This is a genomic window from Algoriphagus halophilus, assembly GCF_900129785.1.
Lineage (GTDB): Bacteria > Bacteroidota > Bacteroidia > Cytophagales > Cyclobacteriaceae > Algoriphagus > Algoriphagus halophilus.
The window spans coordinates 1,896,646-1,923,363 of the sequence record NZ_FSRC01000001.1; the positions used below are offsets into that span (position 1 = coordinate 1,896,646).

Consider the following 26,718-nt stretch of genomic DNA (forward strand, 5'->3'; position numbering starts at 1 on the left):
GAAAGTGTTTTTTCCAAATTTGATTAATCCCCTTCAATATCCTCTTCTTCCGATTGAAAAGCATACATGGTCTCGTCAAGGGTTATGGTATCGTCATTAAATTCTTTAATGAACTTTTTGATGACTTTATCATCTATGAATTCCACATTCAAAGCTGCGTCTAGACCGATTCCAAAATCATGGTGGGTATCAATGTCAACAAATTCCTGAACTTTCACGGCCTCTTCTTCTTCCATCTCCATAATCATTTCTGTGATAAACCAACCCACTTCTTCTTGCTCACTCGTCAATGGCAGCATATTTCCATTTTCATCTTCTTCATAAGATATCCCATTGAAGTTCGGGAATTTTTTTGCTGCCTCATGCTCCGCGATTTCATAAACTTCACTTGCATGGTGTAATCTTAACGTATACAAAGCGGCATCATAAATCACCTCTTTCCCTTCATACATTCCTATGAAATAAAAATTTACAAATTCATCAGAATTTTCTTCATCGGGGATAATCTTGTAGGGTCTATTTGCCTTCTTTAACTCAGACTTGAGCTTTTCAATATTTTCTGGATCAAATCCTGCATTTATTATGGACATCGTATAAAAATTTTATCGACTAATAAGTTTATTCAAATTTTGACTCAATAGTACTAAATAGATGTTTAATATACGTTCAAAATCTAAACGAATAAAATGAAATCTACATTCTTTAGCGAAGAATTTGTAAAAAATCTAATCAATTCTACAGAAAATAAAACTTTGGATTTCAAGCTAAAAGTTACATCAACTTCTAAAATTGCTAGAAGTCTAGCTGCCATGGCCAACACTGAAGGAGGAATTTTGGTTATTGGCATTAATGATCAAAAGAAGGTAATCGGAATTGATTTGAATGAAGAAAGATATATGATCGATCAGGCAAATGAAAAATATTGTACTCCCAAAGTATCTATCTCCATGCATGACTTTCAATGGAAAGATGAGGAAAGCAAGAAGACCAATTCTGAAAAGTGGATCTTATTAGTAGAAGTGAAAAAATCTGAAGGCCCCACCATTTATTGTGAAGACAAATCTGGAATCAAGAGAAAATACATCAGAGTAGAAGACCAAAATAGATTAGTTTCTTGAATCCAAAGTATTTCCGAAAAGGGAATTGATGATACTGAGCACGATTGCAAAAAACAATGCCCACCAGAAGCCATCTACCGAAAATCCCGGAATAATCTCAGCAGCTAAAAGCAGCATGGCTGCATTAATTACCAGTAAAAAAATCCCCAAAGTCAATATTGTAATAGGCAAAGTAAGAATGATCAATATGGGTTTAATAGTCAAATTAATCAAAATGATGACGGCCGCCAGTATAAATCCTGTCATTACCGAGTCCACATGAATTCCTGGCAATAAGAATTCTGCGATTAAAACTGAGATTCCACCTATTATAATTTTTACTAAAAAATTCCCTGCTTTTGATGAGTTTTCCATAAGCTAATTTTACATATTTTATTTCAAAAAAATCAAAAACTGATTTTTATCATATGCTCAATTCCAACTCTACTGAGAAAAAATAACTTTTTTACGCACGAGAGGTTTATATTTGCAAGTCAATTAATTAAACCTACAGCTAGTGATTATTATTATCTTCTTTCTGTTACACTGGTATTTCTCTTTATTCTGCCAGAGTTTCTTTCTTCATAGATACGCCGCTCACCAAATGTTTGTAATGAATAAGTATTGGGAGCGATTCTTCTATTTATTCACTTGGATTTGGCAAGGAAGTTCCTACCTATCCCCTCGGGCCTATGCAATTCTTCATAGAATGCATCACGCTTATTCCGATACCCCTAAAGACCCTCATAGTCCACATCATACCGAAAACCTATTCACCATGATGTGGAAAACTAAAAATATTTATAATGATTATTTCAGCTTTAAGCTGACTCCTGAGGAGCGATTTTCAAAGGATATCCCTGATTGGAATAAATTTGACAAGTTTGCAGACACGATGTATATCCGTGTAGCGTGGGGATTATTGTACGTGCTTATCTATGTGCTTTGTATTTCTGTTTTTGAACTTCCAGGTACCCATTGGTGGATGTATTTCTTATTACCTATTCATTTCTTGATGGGGCCTGTACATGGTGCTATTGTCAACTGGAGCGGGCATAAGTACGGATATGCCAACTTTGACAACAATGACAAATCCAAAAACAGCTTATTATTAGATGTTTTAATGTTAGGTGAACTATTCCAAAACAATCACCATAAATTACCTAATAGACCAAATTTTGCCGTCAAATGGTATGAATTTGACCCCACATACCCCATCGTAAAACTGCTACATGCAACCAAGATCATAAAATTAAGAACCTCCTAATAAAAGAGCCTCCAAATGGAGGCTCTTTTATTTGTTGGACTTTTTAAAGCGTTTTTTTTGTACTAAAAAGCTTTAATTTGTAGTAAAAATAGAATTTAACTAAAAATTTGTTTGCTTTTACGAAACTAAACGAATAATTTTCTCTACGATTTAAAACTTAACGCCTAAAATTTTATGAAACCATTAACTAGAGCAGAAGAGGAGATTATGCAGATCCTCTGGGACATTGAAAGGGGGTTTGTTAAAGACATCCTAGCAGCAATGACAGAGCCAAAACCAGCATACAATACGGTATCCACCATTGTAAGGATTTTGGAAAGAAAAGGTTTTGTAAGTCACAAGTCCTACGGAAAAAGTCACGAATATTTTCCAATTGTTTCAAAAGACGAATACAGAACATTTATCATCAAAAAAATGCTCGAAGGATATTTCGAAAACTCCTTCGGTAAACTAACAGACTTCTTTAAAAATGACGAAACATTGAATACCAAAGAATATCAATAATTCTAAATAAGGAAGAATCAAAAAAAACCTGGCATTTGCCAGGTTTTTTTATGTTCAAGTACTATTATCTACTCTACTTCTTTTAATAATTCTTCGATCGCCTTTTCTAATTGTTGGTCAATTCCCTGATCAATTTTTCCAGGCATATTTTTCACTTCAAATTGAGGCCGGGTTTCATTGTTTTCTAACCACTCACCCGCTTTGTTCTTAGCAGAAATTGGCACCGCTCCCCATCTGCCTCCATCAGGCAAACTCTCCCATCCTGCAAACGAACAAGTACCCGGTGTAGGCATTCCTACTGTTTTTCCAATTCCTAAATCGGTATATCCACAAGCAAAGCAATGGCCATCTGAGTAGTTTGCCTCATTAAACATTGCCAAGGTTGGTTTTGTCCATCTTGCAGTAGGCTCATATCCTACATCTCGGTCTTCTGTAGCATAAGTAAGAAACTTTTCACCTGTGAAAAACATCGCCAAATCAGCTACTAAATCTCCTCCGCCATTAAACCTCGTATCCACAATCACTGCTTCAGTATCATGGTATTTCCCCATCATTTCTTCATACACATTTCTATAAGGCCCATCACTCATTCCTGGAATATGTACATATCCAAGTTTCCCATTACTCGCCTCAGTGACCTCCTCTTGATTCTTCTTCACCCACCGCTTGTATAACAACTGATTCTCTTCTCGTAGCGAAATAGGCTTAATGGTAATTTGTTGACTGCTTCCAGTTGAAGGATCAACAATTTCCAAAAGCGTGAATTTATCTACCTTTCTATTTAAGAATTTAGCATAATCCTGATCTGCAGATATTGTTACCCCATCGATTTTTTGAATTACCATCCCAGGCTTAATGCTCAAATCCGCTTTATCTAAGGGACCACCTGTTAGTACTTCTTCAATTTTCACTCCATCCCCATCAAATTCGTAATCCCAAAATATTCCTAATGAAGCTGTTTCGTCTGCCATTGGAATACTTCTGGAATATCTTGCACCTGCATGAGAAACATTCAATTCCCCGATCATCTCTGAAATCATTTCAGCAAATTCATAACTGTTCCCAATGCTAGGCAAATATTTCTCATAAGCTACCTTTGCTGCATCCCAATCAACTCCATGCATATCTGGAGTATAAAAAATCCCTTTTGTTCTAAGCCAAATATGCTCAAACATATATTCTCGTTCGGCATTGGAATCATAAGTCATTTCCCCTGCAATCTTCACATTTTCCTTTTTCATTGATTCAGGGTTTATCTTAGAAATGCTTCCATTGGATAACAAAAACAAATTCTTCTGGTCCTTATCCCACATCAAGCTTCCATAATTTGCATCCAAGGTGATCTCTTGTTTGGTTTCTTTGGTACGAAGATTAGTGCTCCATAGATTCATTCCTTTCTCAAAACTGGTCAAATAAAACAGCTTCTCTCCATCTTTGGACAACACGGCATCCCCAAGATTGGATGAATGAATGGTCAACCTTGCTTTCCTCTCTTCCAAACCTTCCCAGTCAAATGTGATGTCTTCCACTTTTTTATCCTCGTTCTTATCAGATTTGGATTTATCTCCTTCCTCCTCTTTTTTAGTTGACTTTTCGATCTCTTTCATCAAATCAAAGTCTTCTTTGGACATTGTGAATTTATCCCAGGCCTCTTGATCAAAAAACATGGAATAAACATCATCTTGGCTTCTACCACTTGTGGCATAACTTCTCATTCCATCTCTATTTGAAAACCAGAGCATCTGTTTTCCTCCATTGACCCAAGTGGCAGAATTATCCCCATACCCACTCTTGGTTAGATTCTTCATTTTCTGGGCTCCGGTTGCATCCAACAGCACAACCTCCGAATTGGCCATGGTAGGTCTATAGGTAGCCAATAACCACTTGCTATCTGGAGACCAAGTATAATATTGATCCCCGTCCCTCATATGGAAGAGTTCTTCCGGAGTCATTAAAGTCACTGTTTCTTTAGAAGCAAGATCCATTACTTTCAGGGTTCTTCTTCCCTCTACATAAGCAATTTTCTTTCCATCAGGCGAGAATTTACCCTCATAGGCATCTTGGTCAAGACTGATTAAAGGTTCTTCAGTTAAGAGTGTGGATGCATAGAAAAAAGGTTCTTCGTCTCTTACCTTTTTACTTTGGTAGATGCTCCATTTTCCATTTCGCTCACTTGAATAAATGACGGATTTTCCATCCGGAGAAAATTCCAAGAAGCTTTCTTGTTCTGGAGTATTCGTAATTCTTTTGGTCAGAGCACCATCTACTGAAGTGACAAACACTTCACCTCTGGCAATAAATGCAATTTCTTTCCCACTGGGAGAAATGACCATCTCCCTTACTCCTCCATTGATGGCAATAAAATTATCGGGATTACTAATGGCCTGGGTCTGGATACTCACTTCCAATTTTTTAGGACTTCCCCCCTTGGTCATGGTATAGAGCTCTCCGTCGTAACCGAAACTCATCAGCCCCGAATGGGATATGGTTAAGAAACGAACTGGGAAGCCCTCAAAATTGGTAAGAGCAGTGGATTTTGATGGATCCGAAATAGGCATAGAAAAAACATTGAAACTTCCATTGGCCTCACTTAAATAATAGATTTCTGATTCATCTGGGGAGAAAACAGGATTCCTATCCTCACCATAAAATGAAGTCAGCATGGTATGGGAATTGGAAGCACGATCATACATCCAAATATCCCGGGCAATGCCAGATTGATGATGTTTCCTCCATTCATTCTCCCCTCCTTTTTTATCATGATAAATCATCATGCTGCCATCTCTATTGGTCTGGACATATTCCGCAGGAATCGTCCAGATTTGATCAACTCTACCTGATTTTCTTGGAACTTGGTACAATTCAGGCTGTGAACCTGTAGGATATTGGCGATGTGCAGCAATATCCATTCTGGTAGCCCCAAAAATTACATACTGGTCATCGGCACTGAAGTCATAGGGTTGTTCATCATTGGAATGGTATGTCAAGCGGGTTGCTGGACCTCCTGCGGCATCCATAAGAAAAACATCAAAATTGCCGTATCGATCAGATGCAAAAGCAATTTGTTTTCCATCCTTACTCCAAACAGGTTTGTAATCATGAGCTTCATGAAAGGTGATTTGTTGCGCTTTACCGCCAGCACTGGATACTAAGTACAGATCTCCTTTAAAGGTAAATGCAATCTGGGTACCGTCTGGAGAAATGGCTGGATAGCGCATCCATTGAGGGGTAGATTGAGCGTAAGAAAGATTTCCAATCAGAATGAATAATAAGGAAACAAAAGAACTAACTAGCGATCTCATAAATAAAGTATTGTTTGCCTGAAAGTAAGGAAAAATAAGGTCTAATTTCAGAAGGATATTCTGATTGGAAGAAGATTTATATAAAATTCAACAAATTCAATTTTTCCAAAATTGGGTAAACAATGGATCTTTGCTTCCATGCTTCCATTTGGAAAGCTATATTTGCGACTCGAAAAAATCACAAGACATCGATGAATTCATTTATAGAAGAATTGCGTTGGAGAGGAATGCTTCAGGATATGACTCCCGAAATAGAAGAACACCTATCAAAAGGGATGGCTTCTGCCTATCTTGGCTTCGACCCAACTGCAGATTCATTACATATTGGTCACTTGGTTGGAGTGATGACTCTACTGCATTTCCAAAGAGCTGGTCACAAACCATTTGCATTGGTAGGTGGTGCGACAGGAATGATCGGTGACCCTTCCTTTAAATCTGCAGAACGAAACCTCTTAAATAAGGATACTTTAGACCATAATGTATCTTGCATTAAGGCCCAACTTTCAAAGTTTTTGGATTTTTCCGGGGCAACAGAAAACAAAGCTGAATTGGTTAACAACTACGACTGGATGTCCCAATTTAGCTTTTTGGAGTTTATCAGGGATGTAGGAAAACACATCACGGTAAATTACATGATGTCTAAAGACTCTGTAAAAAGAAGATTGGAAGACGGGAATGGGCTTTCCTTTACTGAATTCAGCTACCAATTAATCCAAGGTTACGACTTCTACCATCTTTGGAAAAACAGAAATTGCTCCATTCAATTAGGTGGTTCTGATCAGTGGGGAAATATTGTAACTGGTACAGAACTGATCAGAAGAATGGGAGGAGGAAGTGCTTATGCATTGACTGTCCCATTGATCACCAAAGCAGATGGAACCAAATTCGGTAAAACTGAAGGAGGGTCTGTTTGGTTAGATCCAGAGAAAACCTCTCCTTATGCTTTCTACCAATTCTGGCTGAATGTCTCGGACGAAGACGCCTCTAAATACATTCGAATCTTCACCACTTTGGACCAAGCAAGTATTGAAGGCTTGGAAAAAGAGCATCAAGAAGCTCCTCATTTGAGAATTCTTCAGAAGGAAATCGCCAAGAATGTTACCATCATGGTACATAGTGAAGAGGATTTTGAAATGGCGGTGAAAGCATCGGCTATCCTTTTCGGAAAATCTTCCACAGAAGATTTGGCCTCTTTAGATGAACGAACCTTCCTTCAAGTCTTTGATGGAGTGCCTCAGGTGCAGATTAGCAAAAGTGACTATGAAGGGCTTGAATCAGTTTTAGATCTTTTTGGAGAACCAAGCCAAGGAGTAATCTTCAGCTCTAAAGGAGAAGCAAGAAAAATGATTCAAGGAGGGGGAGTAAGTATCAATAAAGAGAAAATCGCAGATCCCAATGGAGGAATTTCTTTCGAATTATTGCAAGGAAAATACTTGCTAGTTCAAAAAGGAAAGAAAAATTATTACATCGTGGAAATCAGGTAATTGAACCTCAGTCAGAGATTAAAAAGGCCCTAAAATTAATTTTAAGGCCTTTTTTTATGAGTTCATCCTAAAATATAATTCAATCAAACAGGAGTTTTTGACCGGAGTTTAATACCTTTGATTACTTGTAAAGAACTCTAAAAATTTACCCATGGCCGGAGAAAAAACCAATAAGGAAAAACTAATCTTAGACGCTGCTGTATCCCTTTTTACTACCAAGGGCTTTCAAGCTACTCGAATGGAAGATGTGGCAAAGACTGCAGGGATCAGCAAAGGATTGACCTATTTTTATTACAAAAACAAAGAGGACCTTTTTATGGCCTTGACCAAAAAGGCCTTTGATCAATTTAAAGATGAATTCCGGGAAGTATATCGAACCAAAGGTAAAAATGGCTTAGAGATGCTCAGCGAATTGGTGGTGAGGATTCCTGCTTTTGCCAAAGCCAACCAGGTATATTATGATTCGATTTTGAACTTTCTGGATATAATGAAAAAATACAATAATCCTGAAACCAAAGCCCAGATCAATCCATTGATTTTGGATTCAGTTCATTTCCAAAAACTACTTGAAATCCACCATGAACCAGCCAAAATCGGTGTCATGATGGTGAGTCAGGGAATCAAAGATGGCAGCATCAGACCTGAGCTACAGCCAGAGATCACTTTCTACACTGTTTGGAGCATGATCATTGGATATGAAAAGATGATGGGACCTATTGAATATGAAGGAAAAGAAATCAAAATCAGTCCTTCCAATTGGCAACCTGGATTTCAAAAATTATTACAAGATATGCTGAGAGGTACCATCCAGGCAGTTAAGCCAGTCACAGTTCAAGGATCCTTATTCTAACCCATGAAGTTTAATTATTTTCTATTCGCTGCACTTACTTTCGCAGCATGCGAAAGCAAAAAAGAAACAGATCTATTGATCAGTAATATCTCCATTATTGATGTAAGAAATGGAGAAACAATTCCAAACCAATTTGTAGCGATCCATGGCGATTCTATTTTGGAAGTGGGAGGAATTGAATTATCTCAAAAATACGAAAGCGAAACCCAGGTAGATGGAGCGGGTAACTATCTTATGCCTGGACTTTGGGATAACCATGTCCACTTTGGAGGTGCGGAATACATGGATGAAAACGAGCAGCTTTTACCACTTTATTTAACTTTTGGGGTTACTACCGTAAGAGATGCAGCTGGAGATATCAGTTTAGAGGTTTTAAAATGGAGGGATGAAATCAACAATGGCCAACGAATTGGTCCTAAAATTCTCACATCAGGTCCCAAACTAGAAGGAATTGAATCCATTTGGCCAGGAGATCTGGAAATTGGAACTGAAGAAGAATTAGAGCTTGCCTTGGACTCCTTGGAAAAGTTGAAGGTAGATTTTATTAAGATTACGGATAACACCTTAAAACCAGCGCTTTTTCTGGAAGCGGTCAAAAAAGCAACTGAAAGAGGCTGGAGTGTATCAGGACATATTCCTACCGCCTTGACGATTGACCAGGTTTCAAAAGCGGGACAAAAGACGGTTGAACATTTGGGGTATTTGATGCGAATGACTACTCCATTTGAAGAAGAAATCAGCAAAGCCCGTGGAAATGGCAGCATGAGTGCAATAGATGCTGCCAAGCTACAAGCAGAAAGTAGAGATGACTCCATCACCTTGGAAAAATTTAAGCAATTGGCCCAGCAAGGAACAGGGGTGGTCCCTACCCTTTTGATCAGTTCCAATATTGCTTATTTGGATGAAAACAATTTTGCAGAAGATACCATCCTACAATATTTAGGCCCCAAATTGAAAGAGAGTTATCAATGGCGTATTGACAGGATGGCCAATGATACTCCAGAGGACAAACAGAATCGGAAGGATAATTTTGAAGCTACAGCGAATTTAATTCCATTAGTCAAAGAATCAGGAATGAAAATTTATGCAGGAACTGATGCTGGTTATTTGAATACCTATGATTTCCCTGGATTGGCCATTCATCTGGAACTCCAACAACTTGTCAAATATGGACTAAGTCCTAGAGAAGCATTAGAAGCTTCAATCATCAATGGTCCAGAATACTTTGGTTTGGAAGAGGAGTTTGGGAGCGTTGAAGTTGGCAAAAAAGCAAATTTAATTCTATTGAATGAAAACCCTTTGGAAGATATTTCAGCGACCTTATCCATTCAGGATGTAGTAAAAGATGGTAAGCTCCTAGATAGAAATCGATTGGATCAAATGTTGAAAGAAATCAAGTCTTGGGTTGCGGAGAAAGAGAAATAAAGAAAGGGAAGTCCAAATGGACTTCCCTTTTTTATGAAATGAGGTAGTGAATCAATGGACCTCCCCCATCATTTTTCTAATGACAGGTTTCAGCAAAAACAAGAGTACTGCTGATCCTACCACCGTATATACAATCAATAAATATTGATCTGGCATATTGGCCAAAGCTTCCTCGGAACCCCCACTGGCTTCTCCTGCAATTAGGCCAGCGATTAGGTTACCCAAAGCCACAGAAAGGAACCAAATCCCCATCATCTGACCTCCATATCCATTTGGAGCAAGCTTGGTAACCAAACTTAAGCCCACAGGAGATAAACTCAATTCCCCAAAGGTATGAAGCATATAGGTCATGATTAACCAAGTAGGAGCCGCTAATTCTCCTGAGGCAGCAATTTTAGCTGCAAAATACATGACAAAGAATCCCAAGCCCAACAACAACAATCCAAAGGTGAATTTCAAAGGGGAGCTAGGCTCTAAATTTCTTCTTCCAAGCCAAACCCATAGGGCCCCAAAAAACGGTGCAAAAATGATAATGAAAAGTGAGTTAATGGACTGGAAATAACTGGCCGGGATTTCCCATCCTAATACAGTTCTGTCGGTGAATCGCTCACCAAATAAATTCAAGGTAGATCCTGCTTGCTCAAAGCCAGACCAGAACATGGCTGAAAACAAAAACAAGATGGCAATAACTCCCACTTTATTCTTATCCATCTTACTCAATCCTCCAAATGCAATCACGTAACCTAAATAACCAAAGGCAACCAAAGCGATGACAGTTCCGGAAGCTCCAGCGATTGCAGAAACATTAATAGGAATCACACCCATAAATAGCACGGCCAAAATGGCCACTAAACCTACTCCAATCCATGTAACAGAAGATTTCAGCTTCTTTTGACGCTCGACTTCTGAAGGTATTTCTACCACAGGAGCTTCTCCATACCCTTCAATATTTTTAGCAGTTAATTTGTATTGGATTAAGCCTAGAACCATTCCAAAACCTGCTAATCCAAAACCTAGGTGCATGTCATAGGTTGCCAAGGTTCCACAAGCAATCGGTGCAATAAAGCCTCCTAAGTTAATTCCCATGTAGAAAATGGAAAATCCAGCATCCCTCTTGGTACTTCCTTTTGGATACAATTGACCTACAATAGAACTGATATTTGGCTTTAGTAGCCCAGTACCCAATACAATCAGGATCAATCCAAGAAAGAAGGTAGAAGTATCCAAGGTGCTTAATTCGGTTTTGGCTTCATGAGCTCCATTTATCCAGGCTGCCACTCCAGGCACAGCCATCATAAAATGACCAATGGCAATGATGATTCCACCATACCAAACGGACTTTTTCAGGCCAAAGAGTCGATCTGCCAACCAACCTCCTGGAAGAGCCAATAAATAGACCCCCATGGTGTACAAACCATAAATTGCTCCGGATGTAGTATCATCAAACCCTAACCCCCCATCTGCGATTGTTTTGGTCATGAATAAAATGAGCAATGCTCTCATGCCGTAATAGCTAAATCGCTCCCACATTTCAGTAAAGAAAAGAGTCATCAGACCTTTAGGATGACCAAAAACTGTTGGCCCTTCAAATTCCGGAGTTAGTTGTTTTTCCAAGAGTTAATTATTTGGGTGAATATTTAATTTACAATGATAACCGATTTTATGTCTTTTTACCAAGAATCTTTATACAATGGGTGATTCAAAACCAGTGCATTAAGAAAAAAAAAGAGGCTTTTCTTGCCAAAATAAAAGAGTATTCATTCTTCACCAAATTTAGTACTGTTTTTTCTTCGTAATCGATTGAAAAGCCAAATTTCGCGGTTTTTATTGCTTTTATTAAAAGCCTTTTGCTTAATTTTGGGCAGACTTATTTCAGTTTGTAAACCCAAATTTCTATGCAGGACACCGTTCTGGAAAATCACAGTAAATCCAAAGTACTTATGGAAATAAATACTTCTGGAAATGTTTATTCAAACCTTCCTCCAGCCACTTTAGTTGAAATGGCACTTGCACGGCAAGAAGGATTTCTTACCTCTACCGGAGCCTTGATGGCAGATACAGGTGAATTCACCGGTAGGTCTCCAAAAGACCGTTTTATTGTTTTGGATGAAAAAACAAAGGATAGTGTTTGGTGGGGAGATATCAACATTCCTTTTGAACCAGCTAAATTTGATTTACTGGAGCAGAAAATGAGGTATTTTCTCAGTGAGAAAGATCTTTTTGTGAGAGATGCCTATGTGGGCGCTGACCCTCAGCACCGGTTAAATTTAAGGGTATTCAACACCATGGCTTGGCATAACTTGTTTTGCCATAATATGTTTTTAAGGCCTGAAAAAGAGGAACTGGAACACTTTGAGCCAGATTTTACCATCATTTGTGCCCCCGATTTTGAAGCTAATCCTGCTATTGACGGGACGAAAAGCCCCAATTTTGCAATTCTGAATTTAACCAAGCGGATGATTCTGATTGGAGGAACGGGGTACGCAGGGGAAATGAAGAAAGGAATATTTTCAGTTCTCAATTTTATCCTTCCGCATGAAAAGGGAATCTTATCCATGCATTGTTCCGCAAACATTGGCGAAAAAGAAGATACGGCTATTTTCTTTGGATTATCTGGGACAGGAAAAACGACCCTTTCTGCAGACCCAAACCGTAAGTTAATTGGAGACGATGAACATGGTTGGACAGATACTACCGTATTTAATTTTGAGGGGGGCTGCTATGCGAAAGTAGTGGACTTGAGTAGGGAAAAAGAGCCTGAAATTTGGGATGCTATAAAATTTGGAGCCATCGTAGAAAACACCCGGTTCAAACCTGGTACAAGGGAGGTAGACTACCGAAATATTGAAGTAACCCAAAACACAAGGACGGCCTATCCTATTTATCATATTCCAAATGCGCAAACCCCTTCCATCGGAGGAATCCCAAAAAACATCTTCTTTCTGACCGCGGATGCATTTGGAGTGATCCCTCCTATTTCACGACTCAGCAAAAGTCAAGCAATGTATCATTTCATTTCTGGGTATACTGCGAAAGTAGCAGGTACAGAAATGGGAGTTACAGAGCCAAAATTGACCTTCTCAGCCTGTTTTGGAGCTGCATTTCTACCGTTACATCCTACTGAATATGCTTCTCTTTTTGGGGAGAAAATGGAAAGGCATGAGGTGAATGTTTGGTTAATTAATACGGGATGGACCGGTGGACCCTACGGAGTTGGATCCAGAATGAAATTGGCCTATACAAGAGCTATGATTACCGCTGCTTTAGAAGGAAGTTTAGATCAGGTGGAATACAAAAAGCATCCAACTTTTGGTTTTGAGGTACCCCAAGAATGTTTAAATGTTCCAAAAGAAGTTCTTAATCCAAAAAACACCTGGGCAGATCCACAGGCATATGATCGCCAAGCAAAGAAACTTGCCGAAGCATTTATAGAAAATTTTAAACAATTTGAAAGTTTTGCCTCACAGGAAATCAAGAAGGGAGCACCTACTCCACTTGATTCATAAAACCAATTCCTCTTAAATTTCTAAAGGTTTTATCCAGTTTATCTGTTTATTTTGCATTCTGATTTTTAATAAACAGAAAGAAATATCTTTCAATTCATCTTAAACAAATGAGAACAGCTGAAATTATTACTGAAAAAGGAACCATGAAGGTGGAGTTCTATGAGGATGATGCTCCTATTGCAGTCCAAAATTTTATTGATTTATCAAATAAAGGGTTTTACGATGGACTTACTTTCCATCGAGTAATTCCAAATTTCGTGATCCAAGGTGGTTGTCCTATTGGAAATGGCGCTGGAGGCCCAGGATATAAAATCAAATGTGAACTGGATGGGGATAACCAATACCATGACCGAGGCGTACTTTCTATGGCTCATGCAGGTAGAAATACCGGAGGTTCCCAGTTCTTCATTTGTCATAGTAGAGACAATACATCTCACCTGGATAGAAACCATACTTGTTTTGGTAAAGTGGTTGAAGGGTTGGACGTAATTGACGACATCAGAGCAGGAGACAAAATTGAAAAAATTGTCATAAGCGAATAATGATCAAAGCCTTCCAAAATTCTGGAAGGCTTTTTTCTTCATCCATTTTTTAACGTTTAATAAGAATTGGAATAGTTATTGGACAAATGGCCTTCCTACTAACAAGGCCCTTTATGAACAAAAAGCTTTTTCAGTATTCCTACATTGTATTAGCCCTACTCCTAACTTCCAACCTATATGCCCAACGCTATGGAAATGCCGTTGGTATTCGATTAGGAAATAATCAGATCAGCAGGCAGCTGGGTATTACTTTCCAACAACGTGTGATGGATAGAACTAGCCTAGAAGCCATACTGCAAACTGATTTTGCCCGAAATTCCAGCTTAAGCTTATTGCTGGAGAAACATCGACCGATTATTTCCAAGCGATTCAATTATTACTTGGGCGCAGGTGTCTCTTTTGGAAATGAGGAAAGCTTCAAAAAGAATGAAATAGAAAAGGAGATCGTTCAAACGTATGGAAATAAAACCATGGGAATTGAAGGTATTGGAGGAATAGAGTTCACGATTGCCAAAACAGTTTTATCTATAGACTATAAGCCCAATTTTAATCTAACAGGAAGAGAGGAATTTTATAGAGGACAAGTTGGCTTTTCCGCGAGGACCGTGTTGACCAAAAGCAAAGAACAAAAACGAAAACAACGAAGAAGAAAAAAAGCTAAGAAACAGGGACAGCAAGAACCTTTTGGAGAAAAAGTGAAATCCTTTTTCTCTAACAACTAATGGAAATCACCTTTTTAAAGAATCCAGAAACACTTTTTCATGAATATCAGAATTCTTCACCACAGACTTATACCATTGCAATCGAAGCTCCTGTTGCTCTGTATCATTTAAATAAAAATCAGCCAAATTTTCGGGATCAGCTTGTTGAATTAAATGATGTAAAAAAATGGAGGCTGCAACTGAAATATTGAAGCTTTCTGTGAATCCCAACATGGGAATATGTACCAATGCATCTGCATTTTTGATCACCTCTTCACTTACCCCTTCATGTTCATTGCCAAACACCAAGGCTAATTTTTCATTGGGATTGATTTCCTCAATGGTTTTTGAATTCGCTTTAGGACTTGTTGCATAAATCTTATACCCATTTTTCCGAAGATGAGAAAAGCAGTCTTTCACCCCAGATCCGTCCGGATTATCATACTTTTTTAGATCTACCCATTGGGAGGCACCACGGGTAACAAATGGGTTTACCTTGTATTCTTTGGTTTTCTCTATGACATGAACATCTTGAATTCCAAAGCAGTCACAAGTCCTTAAGACAGCACTGGCATTATGTGGCTTAAAAATATCCTCTAATACCACCGTGAAAAAGCGGGTTCGTTTGGACAGCACATCTTCCATCACTTTCTTTTTGTGGTCGGTAATGTACTGCCCCAAATAATCTATTAAACCTTGATCGATATTTTCCGGAGGATTAGAACCCATGAATAGCGACCTTAAAAAAGACCTAATTGTTCCTCATCATCTTTTTTCACTGAAAGATCAATGGTCTTTCCCACTTCGATTTCATCATCCTCTGAGTCAGTGTCCTCAGCTGAAGTATTTTCAGAAGAAGATTTTTGGGTTTCTATCAGTTTAATATCTTTTACCTGATGGGAGCTCAATTTATTTCCGATCGCTTTCCAGCCCTTCACATCAATCAGCATATCCAAATCATAATCCTTCACTTCCTCTTCTTTACCTTTCACCAGCGTCACCGTAGCCTGTGGTTGTTTTTCGGTGGACACCACCTTCAAGTAAGATTGTTTGTGATCTGTGATGAAGTTGAATTTTTTATTGACGGTAGTCGTCTCAATCTGGAATCTTTTTACAAAATAGGTTTTGGAACTTCCATCGTAATAGATGGCTGAAAGGATGGCCTCAGGGTCAAACTTCTCAATCAATAACACATTGGAAGGTTCGTAACGGTTGGTGAGCTCAAAAGAAGTCAATTCATACTCACCTGATTTATAGCAAACCAGGACCTTGTCATCTCCCAGGAAATTGCCGATCAGCTTACCTCTTTGATCAGTATTTAATCTACCTACAATTGGATCATAAAAAATATCCAATCCTCCCAACGTAGAGACCCCTTCCATTTTTAATTGGACCTTTCTCACTGGGTATTTGGTCAAAATATTTCCTCCCGCACCTCTTCCTTTGATTTCAATGGTGGCAAAATCAAAGTCAAATACTTTAACCCTTGCTTTAGCTCCCTGCGTCAGGTAAACAGTCACGATTTCTGCCTCTCCGTTCGAATTGGCAGTCATATACAATACTTTAGAGCCTTTGGTTCCTTTGGTTAAGTCATATTCCTTATCTCTGGTCACGGCCAGCACCTGAAACCTTTTGACCATCGCCCTTCCAGATCCCCCATCCAAATAGATGAGGTTATAAACCATCCTTTCATCTCCTTTTCGGAAGACTCCAACATATAGGATATCCTTACCCATGAAATTCTTTTCCTGGATTTTGGAAACCATGCATTTCCCATCCTTTCTAATGACGATAATGTCATCTAAATCAGAACAGTCACATACAAATTCATCTTTCTTTAAGGCAGAACCCACAAATCCATCTGCTCTATTCACATACAACTTGGCATTGTTTGCTGCCACCACAGATGCTTCAATGGTATCAAATGCTCTGATCTCTGTTTTACGCTCTCTACCTTTTCCATATTTGGTCAATAGGTTTTGGTAATACTTGATTGCATAATCCGTCAAATGACGAAGGTTGTAATTCACCTCTTTCAGTTCCTCTTGAAGCTTTCTCATCAATTCATCTGCTTTAAAAGCATCGAATTTTGAAATTCGCTTGATTCTGATTTCGGTCAATTTGATCAAATCCTCCTGGACAATTTCCCTGTAAAAATCAGGTTTATAAGGTTCTAAGCCCTTATCAATCGCTTCCAATACTCCTTCCCAAGTAGTACACTCCTCAATATCCCGGTAAATTCGATTTTCGATGAAAATCTTTTCCAAAGAAGAGAACAACACCTTCTCCATCAACTCCGCCTTTCTAATTTCTAACTCTCTCTTTAGAAGCGCTTTTGTTTGCTTGGTATTGTAAGCAAGGATATCATTGACATTTAAGAAGACCGGCTTTTCATCTATAATCACACAGGCATTTGGAGAGATGGAAATCTGACAGTCTGTAAATGCATACAAGGCATCAATGGTCACATCCGGAGAAACTCCTGATGCCAGCTGGATGGCGATCTCTACGTCTTTGGCAGTATTATCTACTACCTTTTTGATTTTTATTTTCCCCTTATCGTTTGCTTTCAGGATGGAATCAATCAAAGAATCTGTGGTAGTCCCATAAGGTATTTCCTTGATTAATATGGTCTTACTATCTTCTTCCTCAATTCTTGCTCTAACCTTAACCTTACCCCCTCTTTCTCCACCATTGTATTCCGAAAAGTCCGCTAAGCCACCCGTAATAAAATCCGGCAAGACATTGGTAGAATTTCCTTTCAATATTTCAATCGACCCTTCGATCAATTCACAAAAGTTATGGGGAAGGATTTTCGTAGATAAACCTACGGCAATCCCTTCCACTCCCTGAGCCAATAGCAAAGGAAATTTGACAGGTAGTGTAACCGGTTCCCTTTTCCTTCCATCGTAAGACAATTGCCATTCGGTAGTCTGAGGATTAAAGACTACCTCCAATGCAAACTTGGACAGTCTGGCTTCAATGTATCTTGCTGCCGCAGCTCGGTCACCAGTACGTACATCCCCCCAGTTACCCTGAGTTTCAATCAAAAGGTCTTTTTGCCCGATGTTGACAATGGCATCTCCAATGGAAGCATCACCGTGAGGGTGATATTGCATGGATTGACCGATGATATTGGCCACTTTATTAAATCTCCCATCATCCATTTCCTTCATGGCATGAAGGATTCTACGTTGAACGGGTTTTAAGCCATCTTCAATAGCAGGTACTGCACGCTCAAGAATTACATAAGAAGCATAATCCAGAAACCATTCCTTATACATCCCAGTAACTGGAACGGAATCGTGCAGGCTTCCGTCATTTGACAAATTGTTTTCTTCACTCATGAAATAATTCCGGTTATTAGTGGAATTTCAAACTCAAAATTGATCTGAAATTCACTTTTTTCTTTTCAGAAAATACGTTTAATGTTCTTTAAAACTCCGAATTTGGATCAAGCAGCTTCCTCCTCATTCACTGCTTCAGCCTTCGGATCATCCAATGCTAAATCCTTCTCAATTTTGAGATTATCAATAATGAATGTCTGTCGGCTCGGGGTATTTTTCCCCATATAAAACCCTAATAAATCCGCTATTTTCGTTTCCTTGTTCAATATGATGGGTTCAAGACGGATGTCTTCTCCAATGAAGGTCCCAAATTCCTCAGGGGAAATTTCTCCCAAGCCTTTGAACCTGGTGATTTCTGGCTTAGAACCGAGCTTATGAATGGCTTTTTGCCTTTCCTCATCGGTGTAACAATAGATGGTCTCTTTCTTATTTCTTACCCGGAACAATGGGGTATCCAGGATAAATAAGTGACCATTTTTCACCAAATCAGGGAAAAATTGCAAGAAGTAGGTCATGATCAATAACCGAATGTGCATCCCATCCACATCGGCATCTGTAGCGATGACAATTTTCCTATACCGCAGGTTTTCAATTCCATCCTCAATATTTAAGGCATGTTGTAAGAGGTTAAATTCCTCATTTTCATACACGACCTTTTTGGTCATCCCGTAACAATTCAGGGGCTTTCCTCTTAGGGAGAAAACTGCTTGGGTCTGTACGTCTCTGGATTTGGTAATAGATCCTGAAGCTGAATCCCCCTCCGTAATGAAAAGCATGGTATTGTTTTTCTGATCTTCATCAGCTTTGGCATCATCATAATGAACCCGGCAATCACGAAGCTTTTTGTTATGGAGGTTTGCTTTTTTCGCCCGCTCATTGGCCAGCTTTTTAATACCTGAAATCTCTTTTCGCTCCCGTTCGGACTGAAGGATTCTTTTTAATAGCGCATCTGCAACTGCTGGATTTTTATGTAAATAATTATCCAGTTCAGTTTTTATGAAGTCATTGACAAAGGTCCTCAACGTAGGCCCATCAGGTCCAACAGACTGGGAGCCTAACTTGGTTTTTGTCTGGGATTCGAACACTGGCTCCTGTACCCTTACGGCAATGGATGCCACCACACTTTGTCGGATATCTGCAGCATCGTAATCTTTTTTGAAAAACTCTCTGACAGTCTTGACAATGGCCTCCCTAAAAGCGGCTAAGTGAGTTCCACCTTGTGTAGTATATTGACCATTGACAAAAGAATAATATTCCTCACCATACTGAGAAGTATGGGTGATGGCCACTTCAATATCATTCCCTTTTAGGTGAATGATCGGATATCGGATACTCTCTTCATCAACTTTATTGGACAATAAATCATAGAGCCCTTTATCCGAAAAATACTTTTTGCCATTATAATTAATGGTCAGGCCTGCATTTAAATAGGCATAATTCCAGATTTGGTTTTCCAAGTACTCTGGAATAAAGTGGTAATTCTTGAAAATACTGGCATCCGGAGAAAATACCACCTTGGTACCATTTCTGTCTGAAGATTTAGAAATAGGTGCATCATTGGTCAAAATACCTTTTTCGAACTCAGCTACTTTGGTTTCTCCATCTCTATAAGCCTGAACCTTAAAAAAATCAGATAAGGCATTCACCGCTTTGGTACCTACCCCATTCAATCCAACTGATTTTTGAAATGCACCAGAATCATATTTACCACCCGTGTTAATTTTGGAAACACAGTCAATGACTTTACCCAGAGGGATGCCTCGGCCATAATCTCTTACTTCTACCTTATGCTCGGAAATCTTTACATCTATTGTGCGTCCATATCCCATCATATGTTCATCGATAGAGTTATCCAGCACTTCCTTAACTAATACATAAATCCCATCATCTTGTGCACTACCATCCCCCAATTTACCAATGTACATCCCTGGTCTGAGTCGAATGTGCTCTCTCCAATCCAGGGACTTAATACTATCTTCTGTATATTTTACTGGTTCTGCCATAGTTTAATTTTGAAATTCCGATCAAGATTTATTTTGAACTTCCTTGAATTTACCTGCCATAATAACAAATAATCCAATCACCCAAATGACAAACAATGTCGGGATGATGTAAAATATAAAATCAAATTGCTCCGGGGCAGCGTCATCTTGGTTATTTATCGCATGGGTATAAAATATCAAGAGCCCAAGGCTGACATTCAAAATTCCTCCAAAGGAATAAAACCAGCCTAAATAATAATCTCTAAACCGATCACCGACGGGGAAAATCCTTACCAAGCCTCGGTGACTTTTTGTTTCCAATAATTTAGGAGGTAGTAAGACGATTGCGTTCATCACTACAAAAACAGCAATCATGCCATAGAAGAAGGTACCTCTATTTAAATCTCTCGCCATATTCCCAGCTTCGCCTTTACTTAAACTGAGTTGTTCAGGTAAAGCCGAGTAGAAATACAATAAATAGAAAATAAAGAATAGGATACTTAGGAAATAAAAGGCCTTGCCAAACCGATAGTACATATTATTGTGTAATTGAAGGTGCTAATATAAAGGATTTGATCAAACAGATTCGGACTATTTAGAGTTGGTTTTATGATTATATTTGACAAGTACAGTCAATAATAAGCCCAAATTAATGAACCTCAGTCCAGTAGTTATCGCAATCCCCATCTATTTCTTATTGATGGCAATTGAAATGATCGTACTTCGATTCCAAAAACACCCTGGTTATCGCATGAACGACGCCATTACCAACATCAATTGTGGGGTCATGTCACAAGTAACCGGCGTATTTTTCAAAATTATTTCCATTGGAATTTATACGCTGATCTTTGAGCATTATGCCTTCTTTCAAATCCCTAATAACACCTGGACTTTTTTCCTGTTATTCTTCTTATATGATTTCTGTTACTATTGGGCCCACCGAATGAGCCATGAAGTTAATTTATTCTGGGGAGGACATGTTGTCCATCATTCCAGTGAAGAATATAACCTTTCTGTAGCCCTAAGACAAAGTAGTACCCAGACTTTCTGGACCTTCTTTTTTTATTTCCCACTAGCCATTTTAGGATTTGATCCCGTGATGCTCATTTTGGTATCAGGCTTGAACCTATTGTACCAATTTTGGATTCATACCGAGGTCATCGGAAAAATGGGATTTCTGGAACATTTCATGAATACACCTTCCCATCACCGGGTTCATCATGGAAGAAACCCAAAGTACATTGACAAAAACCATGGCGGCACGTTCATCATCTTTGACAAATGGTTTGGAACATTTCAGGAAGAAGAAGAAACACCTACCTATGGAATCACTACACCGGTGAAAAGCTGGAATCCCTTTTGGGTCAACGTTGCTCATTATGTCACCATGAAGGAGGAGCTGAAACAGATAAAAGGCTTTCGAGATAAATTAAATTACCTGTTCAATAAACCGGGATGGCTTCCCTCCTATTTAGGAGGTTATAGAGCCCCCAAAGAGGTGGATTCTAATTACTCAAAATACGATACGGTGGTCCCCTCTACCATGAATTGGTACATTTTCACTCAATACATTTTGCTTTTATTACTCACCGGTTTTTTCTTGTTCCAAGTAAACTCGCTTGATCTTTTGGCAAAAGTGGGTGTAAGCGTGCTGATCATTTGGACTACCGTCAGTTTCTCTGGGATTTTTGAAAAAAGGAAGTGGTATTTCCCTCAGGAATACCTACGGGTCCTAACCTTTGATTTATCAGTTTTCTATTTATTTCAAGGTATTATTCCTGAAATAGTACTGCTTTCTATGCTGGGAGTTTATACTTTTGCATCCTTTCTATGGCTATGGAAAAACCATCAGCTTACTTCTGAAATTTCTTCTGCATCCCTATAGTACATGCTTAAAAACATAAAATTAGTATTGCCTTTCATTGCGTTCTTGATTGCCTCTTGTGGCGGCAAACTTGATGCAGGAAATATAAATTTGGACAACTGGAAATCAGATCGATATGGTTGTAAGGGTTTACGGATCCAAGATGTAGAGGAATTGCAAAAAATCAAGCAAACCTTTTTAGGAGAGAATAACCAATCCATCATCAAGACCTTTGGAAGACCTGACCGAGTGGAATTAGTAGACAAAAGCCAAAGTTTTTTCTTCTACTTCTTAGAACCAAGTGGCGATTGTGAAGGGGTAGAAACAGAAAAAGAACCCCTAAGAGTTCTTTTTCGAATGAATGCCATTAGTAAGGTTTCAGAGGTTACCATTACAAACCTGAACCCATAAAACAAAGTGCTGCGGCACCTAAGGTTCCTGCGTTATTTTCTAATGTAGCTTTTTTAAGCTTCAAGTCTTTTACATAATAATGAGTAAGGTATTGTCGAATGGTATGATCTAATGAAGGCATCATAAATTCAAGACCTGCAGAAATCCCTCCGCCAAAGTAAACTTCTGTCACATCCAAAACTCTTATAGCAGAAACAATCGCCTCCCCTAAGATGGTACCTACTTCTTGAAATACCATGAGGGCTACCTCGTTGCCAGCTTTTGCAGAATCTACCAAAAGGTGTGTACCTAATTCTTTCCCTTCCAGGCCTTTCGCTTTTTCGGGGTAGGCAGCAATCATTTTCTCCATGATTTTAAGAATACCATTTCTTCCAATCAGAGTCTCCAATCTGGCATTTCCTCGTGAAAGCATATGCCCCATTTCCATTGCATTTCCTCGGGAACCTTTAAATACCTCTCCATCCAAAACCAATGCACTCCCGATTCCAGTCCCCATGGTCACAAAAAGGAAGTTGGCGCTCGGGTTATCCTTTCCAAAATAAAATTCACCGATCCCAGCAGCTGCAGCATCATTTTCCAAGAAAAATTCACAACCTGGGTATGCTTCTTCTAATCCCCCCTTCAAATTAAAATCATCCAAGCCTGGAATAGCGGGTATTTCTAAGGTGGTGGTTCTGTCTTTTGAAATTAGACCAGGTAGCCCAATCCCGACTTTCTTCACTTGCGGATATTTTGCTAAATATTTTCCGATCCCTTTGATAAAACAGGGCCCAAAACCTTCAGGATCATCACGAAATGGCGTGGTATCTTCTTTTTGAAATTCAACGATTGTACCTTCTTTATCTACAAGTCCAATTTTTAAATGGGTTCCTCCCACGTCCACTCCTAAAAAGTGTATATCCTGATTTTGCATGTTTATTGTTATAGGTTTGTTATTCAAAAAAAAGCAAAAAGAATGGATTACTTCCTATATTCTTTGCCAATCTCTGAGAAAATTTTGAAAACTGCAGGGCAAACTAGTGTATTTCTTAAACTTAGATTTAAGATCCCATGCATATTTTTTCTATTGGTATGAGGATATTCCCGGCAAGCTTTGGGTCTTTCATCATAGACTAAACATTTATTATCCTTATTCAAAAAAGGACAAGGTGATGAATTCAATACAAAATCTCCTTCTTCGTCCCTATGTAAATATTCCTCTATAAAATTACTGCTTTTCATCCTAAAAACCTTTGCGAGTCGATCGATGTCAGTTTGGATAAAAATAGGGCTCGTGGTTTTACAACAATTTGCACAATCCAGACAATCAATCTCTTCAAAAGCTTTCTCGTGTTGCTCAGAAAATCGCTGGTCCAATTCTTTGGGCTTTACTTTCCTAAGCTTTGCTTTCAATTTTGTATTAGAAGGAAACTCAGATTGGCTTTCTTTCTGAAATTTTTCGAGATCCATACCCTAAAATTATTTTATTTTATATTTAATAAAAACCCGATAATATATTTGCTTAAAATACAGAATATCAGTATATTCTGTACATATTTAACCCAATACACCATGAAGATGCATCCCTCTGAACTCTATTTTTATCATAGTCCCGGGCAGGTCATTGATAAACAAACATTGGCCTATGCACATTCCATTGCCAATTTTATCAATCAGATAGATGTGGTTAAAGAAAGAATAACCACTACCCAGTGGAATAGCATGCTTATGAAACTAAATCTCCGGGCGAAAGATTTGCTGAACAAGGCTCATCCAGATTATCAGTCTAAAATAGCAGGCAATGATTGGGACGAGGAAAGCTGGTTAAATATTTTAGTGAGAAATCCACATCTCATTAAATCTCCCATAGCAGTATTGAGAAACAAAGCCATTCTTTGCAGAACCCCCAGCGATATTCTAAAACTTAATTAGAAGAATTGATTGAAATTCCATTTTCTAAAATCTGGATTTTTCCAGCTTTATATAATTGCCCAATACACTGCTTAAAATGTTTCTTACTCATCCCTAACTCCTTTTGAATTTCTTCAGGAGCAGATTTATCATGTAATGGCATAAAGCCTTTTTCTTCCAGCATCGCTAAAATTATTTCTGCACCTTCCTCATATTTTACTCTTCCTGGAGGTAATAGCTGCAAGTCTACTTTTCCATCATCTCTCCTCTTCTTAACAAAAAATTTTCTCAAATCTCCAATCTCAAGTGGCTGAAAAACTTCATTGGAAAATACTAATCCCTCGTATTGGTCTTCGATCAACACCTTGTATCCTAGATCAGTTTTGTCAAATACCAATCCCGAAACTTCAGTTCCTGGAACATAATCCATGGGAGCTTCTGAAATAAAATCCCGGTATTTATTTACCCCTATCAAGCGGTTGGTTTGGAAATCCACACATACTTTGACCAAGTATTTCTGTCCTACTACCATGTTTTGCCCTAACTCAGCTTTGGGGACCAATAGGTCTTTTGGCAAACCCCAATCCATAAACACTCCAAACGGTGCAATTTCTTTGGCTTCCAATACAGCAAACTCATCCAATAATGCTTTGGGACTTTCAGTTACAGCAACCGGTCTATCCTCACTATCCGTATACACAAAGACAGCGATCTCCTCTCCTTCCTTCTCATCTCCCAATAAATAACCTTTAGGCAATAAAACTTCTTCACCTGAGCTAAGTGCCAGATAGGCTCCAAAATCTGTAAATCGATTAATAGGAAGTGTGCTAATCAAACCAAGTTCTTTCATACCACAAAGGTAGACATTAATCCTATTTAGGAATGGAAGAATTTCTGACATTCAAAGTCAGATTAGAAGAATTAAAAAATTGGAATTAGAAAGTGATCGAATTAGTTTTGATAAACGACAGCATAACATCAAATATAACCCAACATATAACACCCTAAAATTTAACATTCATGAAGAATATATCAGTGATCGGTTCAGGTACCATGGGAAATGGAATTGCACATGTTTTTGCACAACATGGATACCAAGTCTCCCTGATTGATCTCAAACAGGAGTTTTTAGAAAAAGCCTTGGCAACCATCACCAAAAATTTGGATAGACAAGTAGCAAAGGAAGTACTCACTGAAGAACAAAAGACAAAAGCTTTATCCAACATATCTACCTATACTGATGTAAAAGAAGGTGTTCAAAAGGCAGAATTGATCATTGAAGCAGCTACTGAAAACCTAGCTATAAAACTGGATTTATTCCGTCAGATAGATCAAGCAAGCCCCAAGAATGCCATTCTTGCAACCAATACTTCTTCCATTTCCATTACTAAGATCGCAGCTGTCACTAACAGGCCTGCTCAGGTAATTGGAATGCACTTTATGAATCCCGTTCCAATCATGAAGTTGGTGGAAGTAATACGAGGATATGCCACCTCAGATGAGACTACCCAACAAATCATGGGACTTTCGGAAAAGCTTTCCAAAGTTCCGGTAGAAGTAAATGATTATCCTGGCTTTGTGGCCAATAGGATTCTAATGCCTATGATCAATGAAGCGATCTATTCTTTATATGAAGGGGTAGCAGGTGTATATGAAATAGACACGGTGATGAAACTTGGAATGGCTCACCCCATGGGCCCCTTGCAATTGGCTGATTTCATAGGCTTGGACGTTTGTCTATCTATCTTAAAAGTATTGCATGATGGTTTTGGCAATCCAAAATATGCTCCTTGCCCATTGCTTGTGAATATGGTAGAGGCTGGTTTTAAAGGCGTCAAGTCAGGAGAAGGGTTTTATACCTATACCAAAGGAAGCAAAGATTTAGTAGTCTCTCCAAGATTCTCCAACTAACCAAAAAAGCAGACCATGCATATTGCTGTTTCTGGAAATATTGGGAGTGGAAAAACCTCCTTAACCGAAAAATTAGCCAAACACTATGGCTGGAAAGCGGAGTTTGAGGCCGTGGACAACAATCCATATCTTCCGGATTTTTATGAAGACATGAAAAGATGGGCTTTTCATCTTCAGGTTTATTTTCTGAATTCAAGATTTAATCAGATCTCAAAAATTCAGGAGCAAAAATCCCATTTTATCCAGGATAGAACCATTTACGAGGATGCCTATATATTCGCGGCCAACTTACATACTAGTGGGTTAATGACAAGTAGGGACTATGAAAACTATCAAAGTCTTTTTAACAGTATGATTACCCATGTCAAAGCTCCGGACTTATTGATTTACCTAAGGGCAGATATCCCGAAACTGGTAGATCAAATAGAAAAAAGAGGTCGGGATTATGAAACGACCATGTCCATTGACTACTTAAAAAACCTCAACCGACACTATGAGGAATGGATCAAAAATTACCAAGAAGGAAAACTCTTGATTATTGATGTAAACCAGTTGGATTTTGTCTCTAATCCCGAAGACTTTGCTTTTGTAGTAGAAAAAATTGACCGGGAGATTTTTGGATTATTCAGTTAGGA

General features: G+C 38.6%; 25 protein-coding genes. 14 read left to right on the plus strand and 11 right to left on the minus strand.

The window, feature by feature from the left end; genetic code table 11:
* Positions 1 to 23: 23 nt before the first annotated feature.
* Complete coding sequence (locus BUR11_RS08000) at positions 24 to 590, minus strand: hypothetical protein (RefSeq protein WP_074224312.1); 567 nt, start codon at positions 588 to 590, stop codon at positions 24 to 26.
* 96 nt (positions 591 to 686) lie between these two features.
* On the opposite strand from BUR11_RS08000, the gene BUR11_RS08005 reads away from it, so the two are divergent.
* Positions 687 to 1,118 (plus strand): AlbA family DNA-binding domain-containing protein, encoded by a 432-nt coding sequence (locus BUR11_RS08005; protein ID WP_074224313.1) that lies wholly within the window; start codon positions 687 to 689, stop codon positions 1,116 to 1,118.
* Here the strand turns inward: BUR11_RS08005 and BUR11_RS08010 are convergent.
* Positions 1,107 to 1,472 (minus strand): phage holin family protein, encoded by a 366-nt coding sequence (locus BUR11_RS08010; protein ID WP_074224314.1) that lies wholly within the window; start codon positions 1,470 to 1,472, stop codon positions 1,107 to 1,109. The two genes, BUR11_RS08005 and BUR11_RS08010, sit on opposite strands and share 12 nt — an antisense overlap.
* A gap of 142 nt (positions 1,473 to 1,614) precedes the next feature.
* Between BUR11_RS08010 and BUR11_RS08015 the strand changes: the two genes are divergently transcribed.
* Complete coding sequence (locus BUR11_RS08015; protein ID WP_074224315.1) at positions 1,615 to 2,364, plus strand: acyl-CoA desaturase; 750 nt, start codon at positions 1,615 to 1,617, stop codon at positions 2,362 to 2,364.
* Positions 2,365 to 2,538: 174 nt separating this feature from the next.
* Positions 2,539 to 2,868, plus strand: coding sequence for a BlaI/MecI/CopY family transcriptional regulator (locus tag BUR11_RS08020; protein ID WP_074224316.1), 330 nt, complete (start codon positions 2,539 to 2,541; stop codon positions 2,866 to 2,868).
* 68 nt (positions 2,869 to 2,936) lie between these two features.
* Here BUR11_RS08020 and BUR11_RS08025 read toward each other — a convergent pair whose 3' ends face one another.
* A complete protein-coding gene (locus BUR11_RS08025) occupies positions 2,937 to 6,170 on the minus strand; it encodes a S41 family peptidase (protein ID WP_074224317.1) in 3,234 nt (1,077 codons plus the stop codon).
* A gap of 191 nt (positions 6,171 to 6,361) precedes the next feature.
* Between BUR11_RS08025 and tyrS the strand changes: the two genes are divergently transcribed.
* The 3 genes from tyrS (at position 6,362) to BUR11_RS08040 (ending at position 9,929) form a co-directional block, all read left to right on the plus strand.
* Entirely contained in the window at positions 6,362 to 7,654 is a 1,293-nt protein-coding gene (tyrS, locus tag BUR11_RS08030) for a tyrosine--tRNA ligase (protein ID WP_074225173.1), read from the plus strand.
* 151 nt (positions 7,655 to 7,805) lie between these two features.
* On the plus strand, positions 7,806 to 8,504 hold the full coding sequence (locus BUR11_RS08035) for a TetR/AcrR family transcriptional regulator (protein WP_074224318.1): 699 nt from the start codon (positions 7,806 to 7,808) through the stop codon (positions 8,502 to 8,504).
* Between the two features lie 3 nt (positions 8,505 to 8,507).
* Positions 8,508 to 9,929, plus strand: a complete 1,422-nt coding sequence (locus BUR11_RS08040; protein WP_074224319.1) for an amidohydrolase family protein — start codon at positions 8,508 to 8,510, stop codon at positions 9,927 to 9,929.
* A gap of 51 nt (positions 9,930 to 9,980) precedes the next feature.
* Here the strand turns inward: BUR11_RS08040 and BUR11_RS08045 are convergent, their stop codons facing one another.
* On the minus strand, positions 9,981 to 11,480 hold the full coding sequence (locus BUR11_RS08045) for a peptide MFS transporter (RefSeq protein ID WP_234982157.1): 1,500 nt from the start codon (positions 11,478 to 11,480) through the stop codon (positions 9,981 to 9,983).
* Between the two features lie 344 nt (positions 11,481 to 11,824).
* On the opposite strand from BUR11_RS08045, the gene pckA reads away from it, so the two are divergent.
* From pckA to BUR11_RS08060, 3 genes are all read left to right on the plus strand, one after another.
* Positions 11,825 to 13,435, plus strand: a complete 1,611-nt coding sequence (gene pckA, locus BUR11_RS08050; protein ID WP_074224321.1) for a phosphoenolpyruvate carboxykinase (ATP) — start codon at positions 11,825 to 11,827, stop codon at positions 13,433 to 13,435.
* 107 nt (positions 13,436 to 13,542) lie between these two features.
* On the plus strand, positions 13,543 to 13,977 hold the full coding sequence (locus BUR11_RS08055) for a peptidylprolyl isomerase (protein ID WP_074224322.1): 435 nt from the start codon (positions 13,543 to 13,545) through the stop codon (positions 13,975 to 13,977).
* Positions 13,978 to 14,090: 113 nt separating this feature from the next.
* On the plus strand, positions 14,091 to 14,699 hold the full coding sequence (locus BUR11_RS08060) for a hypothetical protein (protein WP_074224323.1): 609 nt from the start codon (positions 14,091 to 14,093) through the stop codon (positions 14,697 to 14,699).
* 6 nt (positions 14,700 to 14,705) lie between these two features.
* On the opposite strand, the gene BUR11_RS08065 is transcribed toward BUR11_RS08060, so the two are convergent.
* The 4 genes from BUR11_RS08065 to BUR11_RS08080 all read right to left on the minus strand — a co-directional run bounded on the left by BUR11_RS08065 (position 14,706) and on the right by BUR11_RS08080 (position 20,544).
* Positions 14,706 to 15,407: a TrmH family RNA methyltransferase gene (locus BUR11_RS08065; protein ID WP_074224324.1), complete on the minus strand. Its 702-nt coding sequence runs from the start codon at positions 15,405 to 15,407 to the stop codon at positions 14,706 to 14,708.
* Between the two features lie 11 nt (positions 15,408 to 15,418).
* Complete coding sequence (locus BUR11_RS08070; protein ID WP_074224325.1) at positions 15,419 to 18,025, minus strand: DNA gyrase/topoisomerase IV subunit A; 2,607 nt, start codon at positions 18,023 to 18,025, stop codon at positions 15,419 to 15,421.
* A 107-nt stretch (positions 18,026 to 18,132) separates the two neighbouring features.
* A complete protein-coding gene (locus BUR11_RS08075; protein ID WP_074224326.1) occupies positions 18,133 to 20,028 on the minus strand; it encodes a DNA topoisomerase IV subunit B in 1,896 nt (631 codons plus the stop codon).
* A gap of 21 nt (positions 20,029 to 20,049) precedes the next feature.
* The gene (locus BUR11_RS08080) at positions 20,050 to 20,544 is read right to left on the minus strand and encodes a DNA topoisomerase IV (protein WP_074224327.1); all 495 of its coding nucleotides are present in this window, start codon (positions 20,542 to 20,544) and stop codon (positions 20,050 to 20,052) included.
* 115 nt (positions 20,545 to 20,659) lie between these two features.
* On the opposite strand from BUR11_RS08080, the gene BUR11_RS08085 reads away from it, so the two are divergent.
* Positions 20,660 to 21,892: a sterol desaturase family protein gene (locus tag BUR11_RS08085; RefSeq protein ID WP_074224328.1), complete on the plus strand. Its 1,233-nt coding sequence runs from the start codon at positions 20,660 to 20,662 to the stop codon at positions 21,890 to 21,892.
* Positions 21,893 to 21,895: 3 nt separating this feature from the next.
* Positions 21,896 to 22,282: a hypothetical protein gene (locus BUR11_RS08090; RefSeq protein ID WP_074224329.1), complete on the plus strand. Its 387-nt coding sequence runs from the start codon at positions 21,896 to 21,898 to the stop codon at positions 22,280 to 22,282.
* On the opposite strand, the gene BUR11_RS08095 is transcribed toward BUR11_RS08090, so the two are convergent.
* Both BUR11_RS08095 and BUR11_RS08100 read right to left on the minus strand, forming a co-directional pair.
* Entirely contained in the window at positions 22,263 to 23,195 is a 933-nt protein-coding gene (locus BUR11_RS08095; protein ID WP_074224330.1) for an ROK family protein, read from the minus strand. The genes BUR11_RS08090 and BUR11_RS08095 overlap by 20 nt on opposite strands.
* Positions 23,196 to 23,242: 47 nt before the next feature.
* On the minus strand, positions 23,243 to 23,731 hold the full coding sequence (locus BUR11_RS08100) for a YkgJ family cysteine cluster protein (protein WP_074224331.1): 489 nt from the start codon (positions 23,729 to 23,731) through the stop codon (positions 23,243 to 23,245).
* A gap of 102 nt (positions 23,732 to 23,833) precedes the next feature.
* Here BUR11_RS08100 and BUR11_RS08105 point away from each other — a divergent pair, with 102 nt between their 5' ends.
* Positions 23,834 to 24,193 carry an arsenate reductase family protein gene (locus BUR11_RS08105; protein ID WP_074224332.1) on the plus strand — a complete coding sequence of 120 codons (360 nt, stop codon included), beginning with the start codon at positions 23,834 to 23,836 and terminating at the stop codon, positions 24,191 to 24,193.
* Here the strand turns inward: BUR11_RS08105 and BUR11_RS08110 are convergent.
* A complete protein-coding gene (locus tag BUR11_RS08110) occupies positions 24,186 to 25,022 on the minus strand; it encodes a CvfB family protein (RefSeq protein WP_074225174.1) in 837 nt (278 codons plus the stop codon). The two genes, BUR11_RS08105 and BUR11_RS08110, sit on opposite strands and share 8 nt — an antisense overlap.
* A 170-nt stretch (positions 25,023 to 25,192) precedes the next feature.
* Here BUR11_RS08110 and BUR11_RS08115 point away from each other — a divergent pair, with 170 nt between their 5' ends.
* Together BUR11_RS08115 and BUR11_RS08120 are read left to right on the plus strand one after the other, a co-directional pair.
* Positions 25,193 to 26,083: a 3-hydroxyacyl-CoA dehydrogenase family protein gene (locus BUR11_RS08115; RefSeq protein WP_074224333.1), complete on the plus strand. Its 891-nt coding sequence runs from the start codon at positions 25,193 to 25,195 to the stop codon at positions 26,081 to 26,083.
* 15 nt (positions 26,084 to 26,098) lie between these two features.
* Complete coding sequence (locus BUR11_RS08120) at positions 26,099 to 26,716, plus strand: deoxynucleoside kinase (protein WP_074224334.1); 618 nt, start codon at positions 26,099 to 26,101, stop codon at positions 26,714 to 26,716.
* Positions 26,717 to 26,718: the final 2 nt, after the last annotated feature.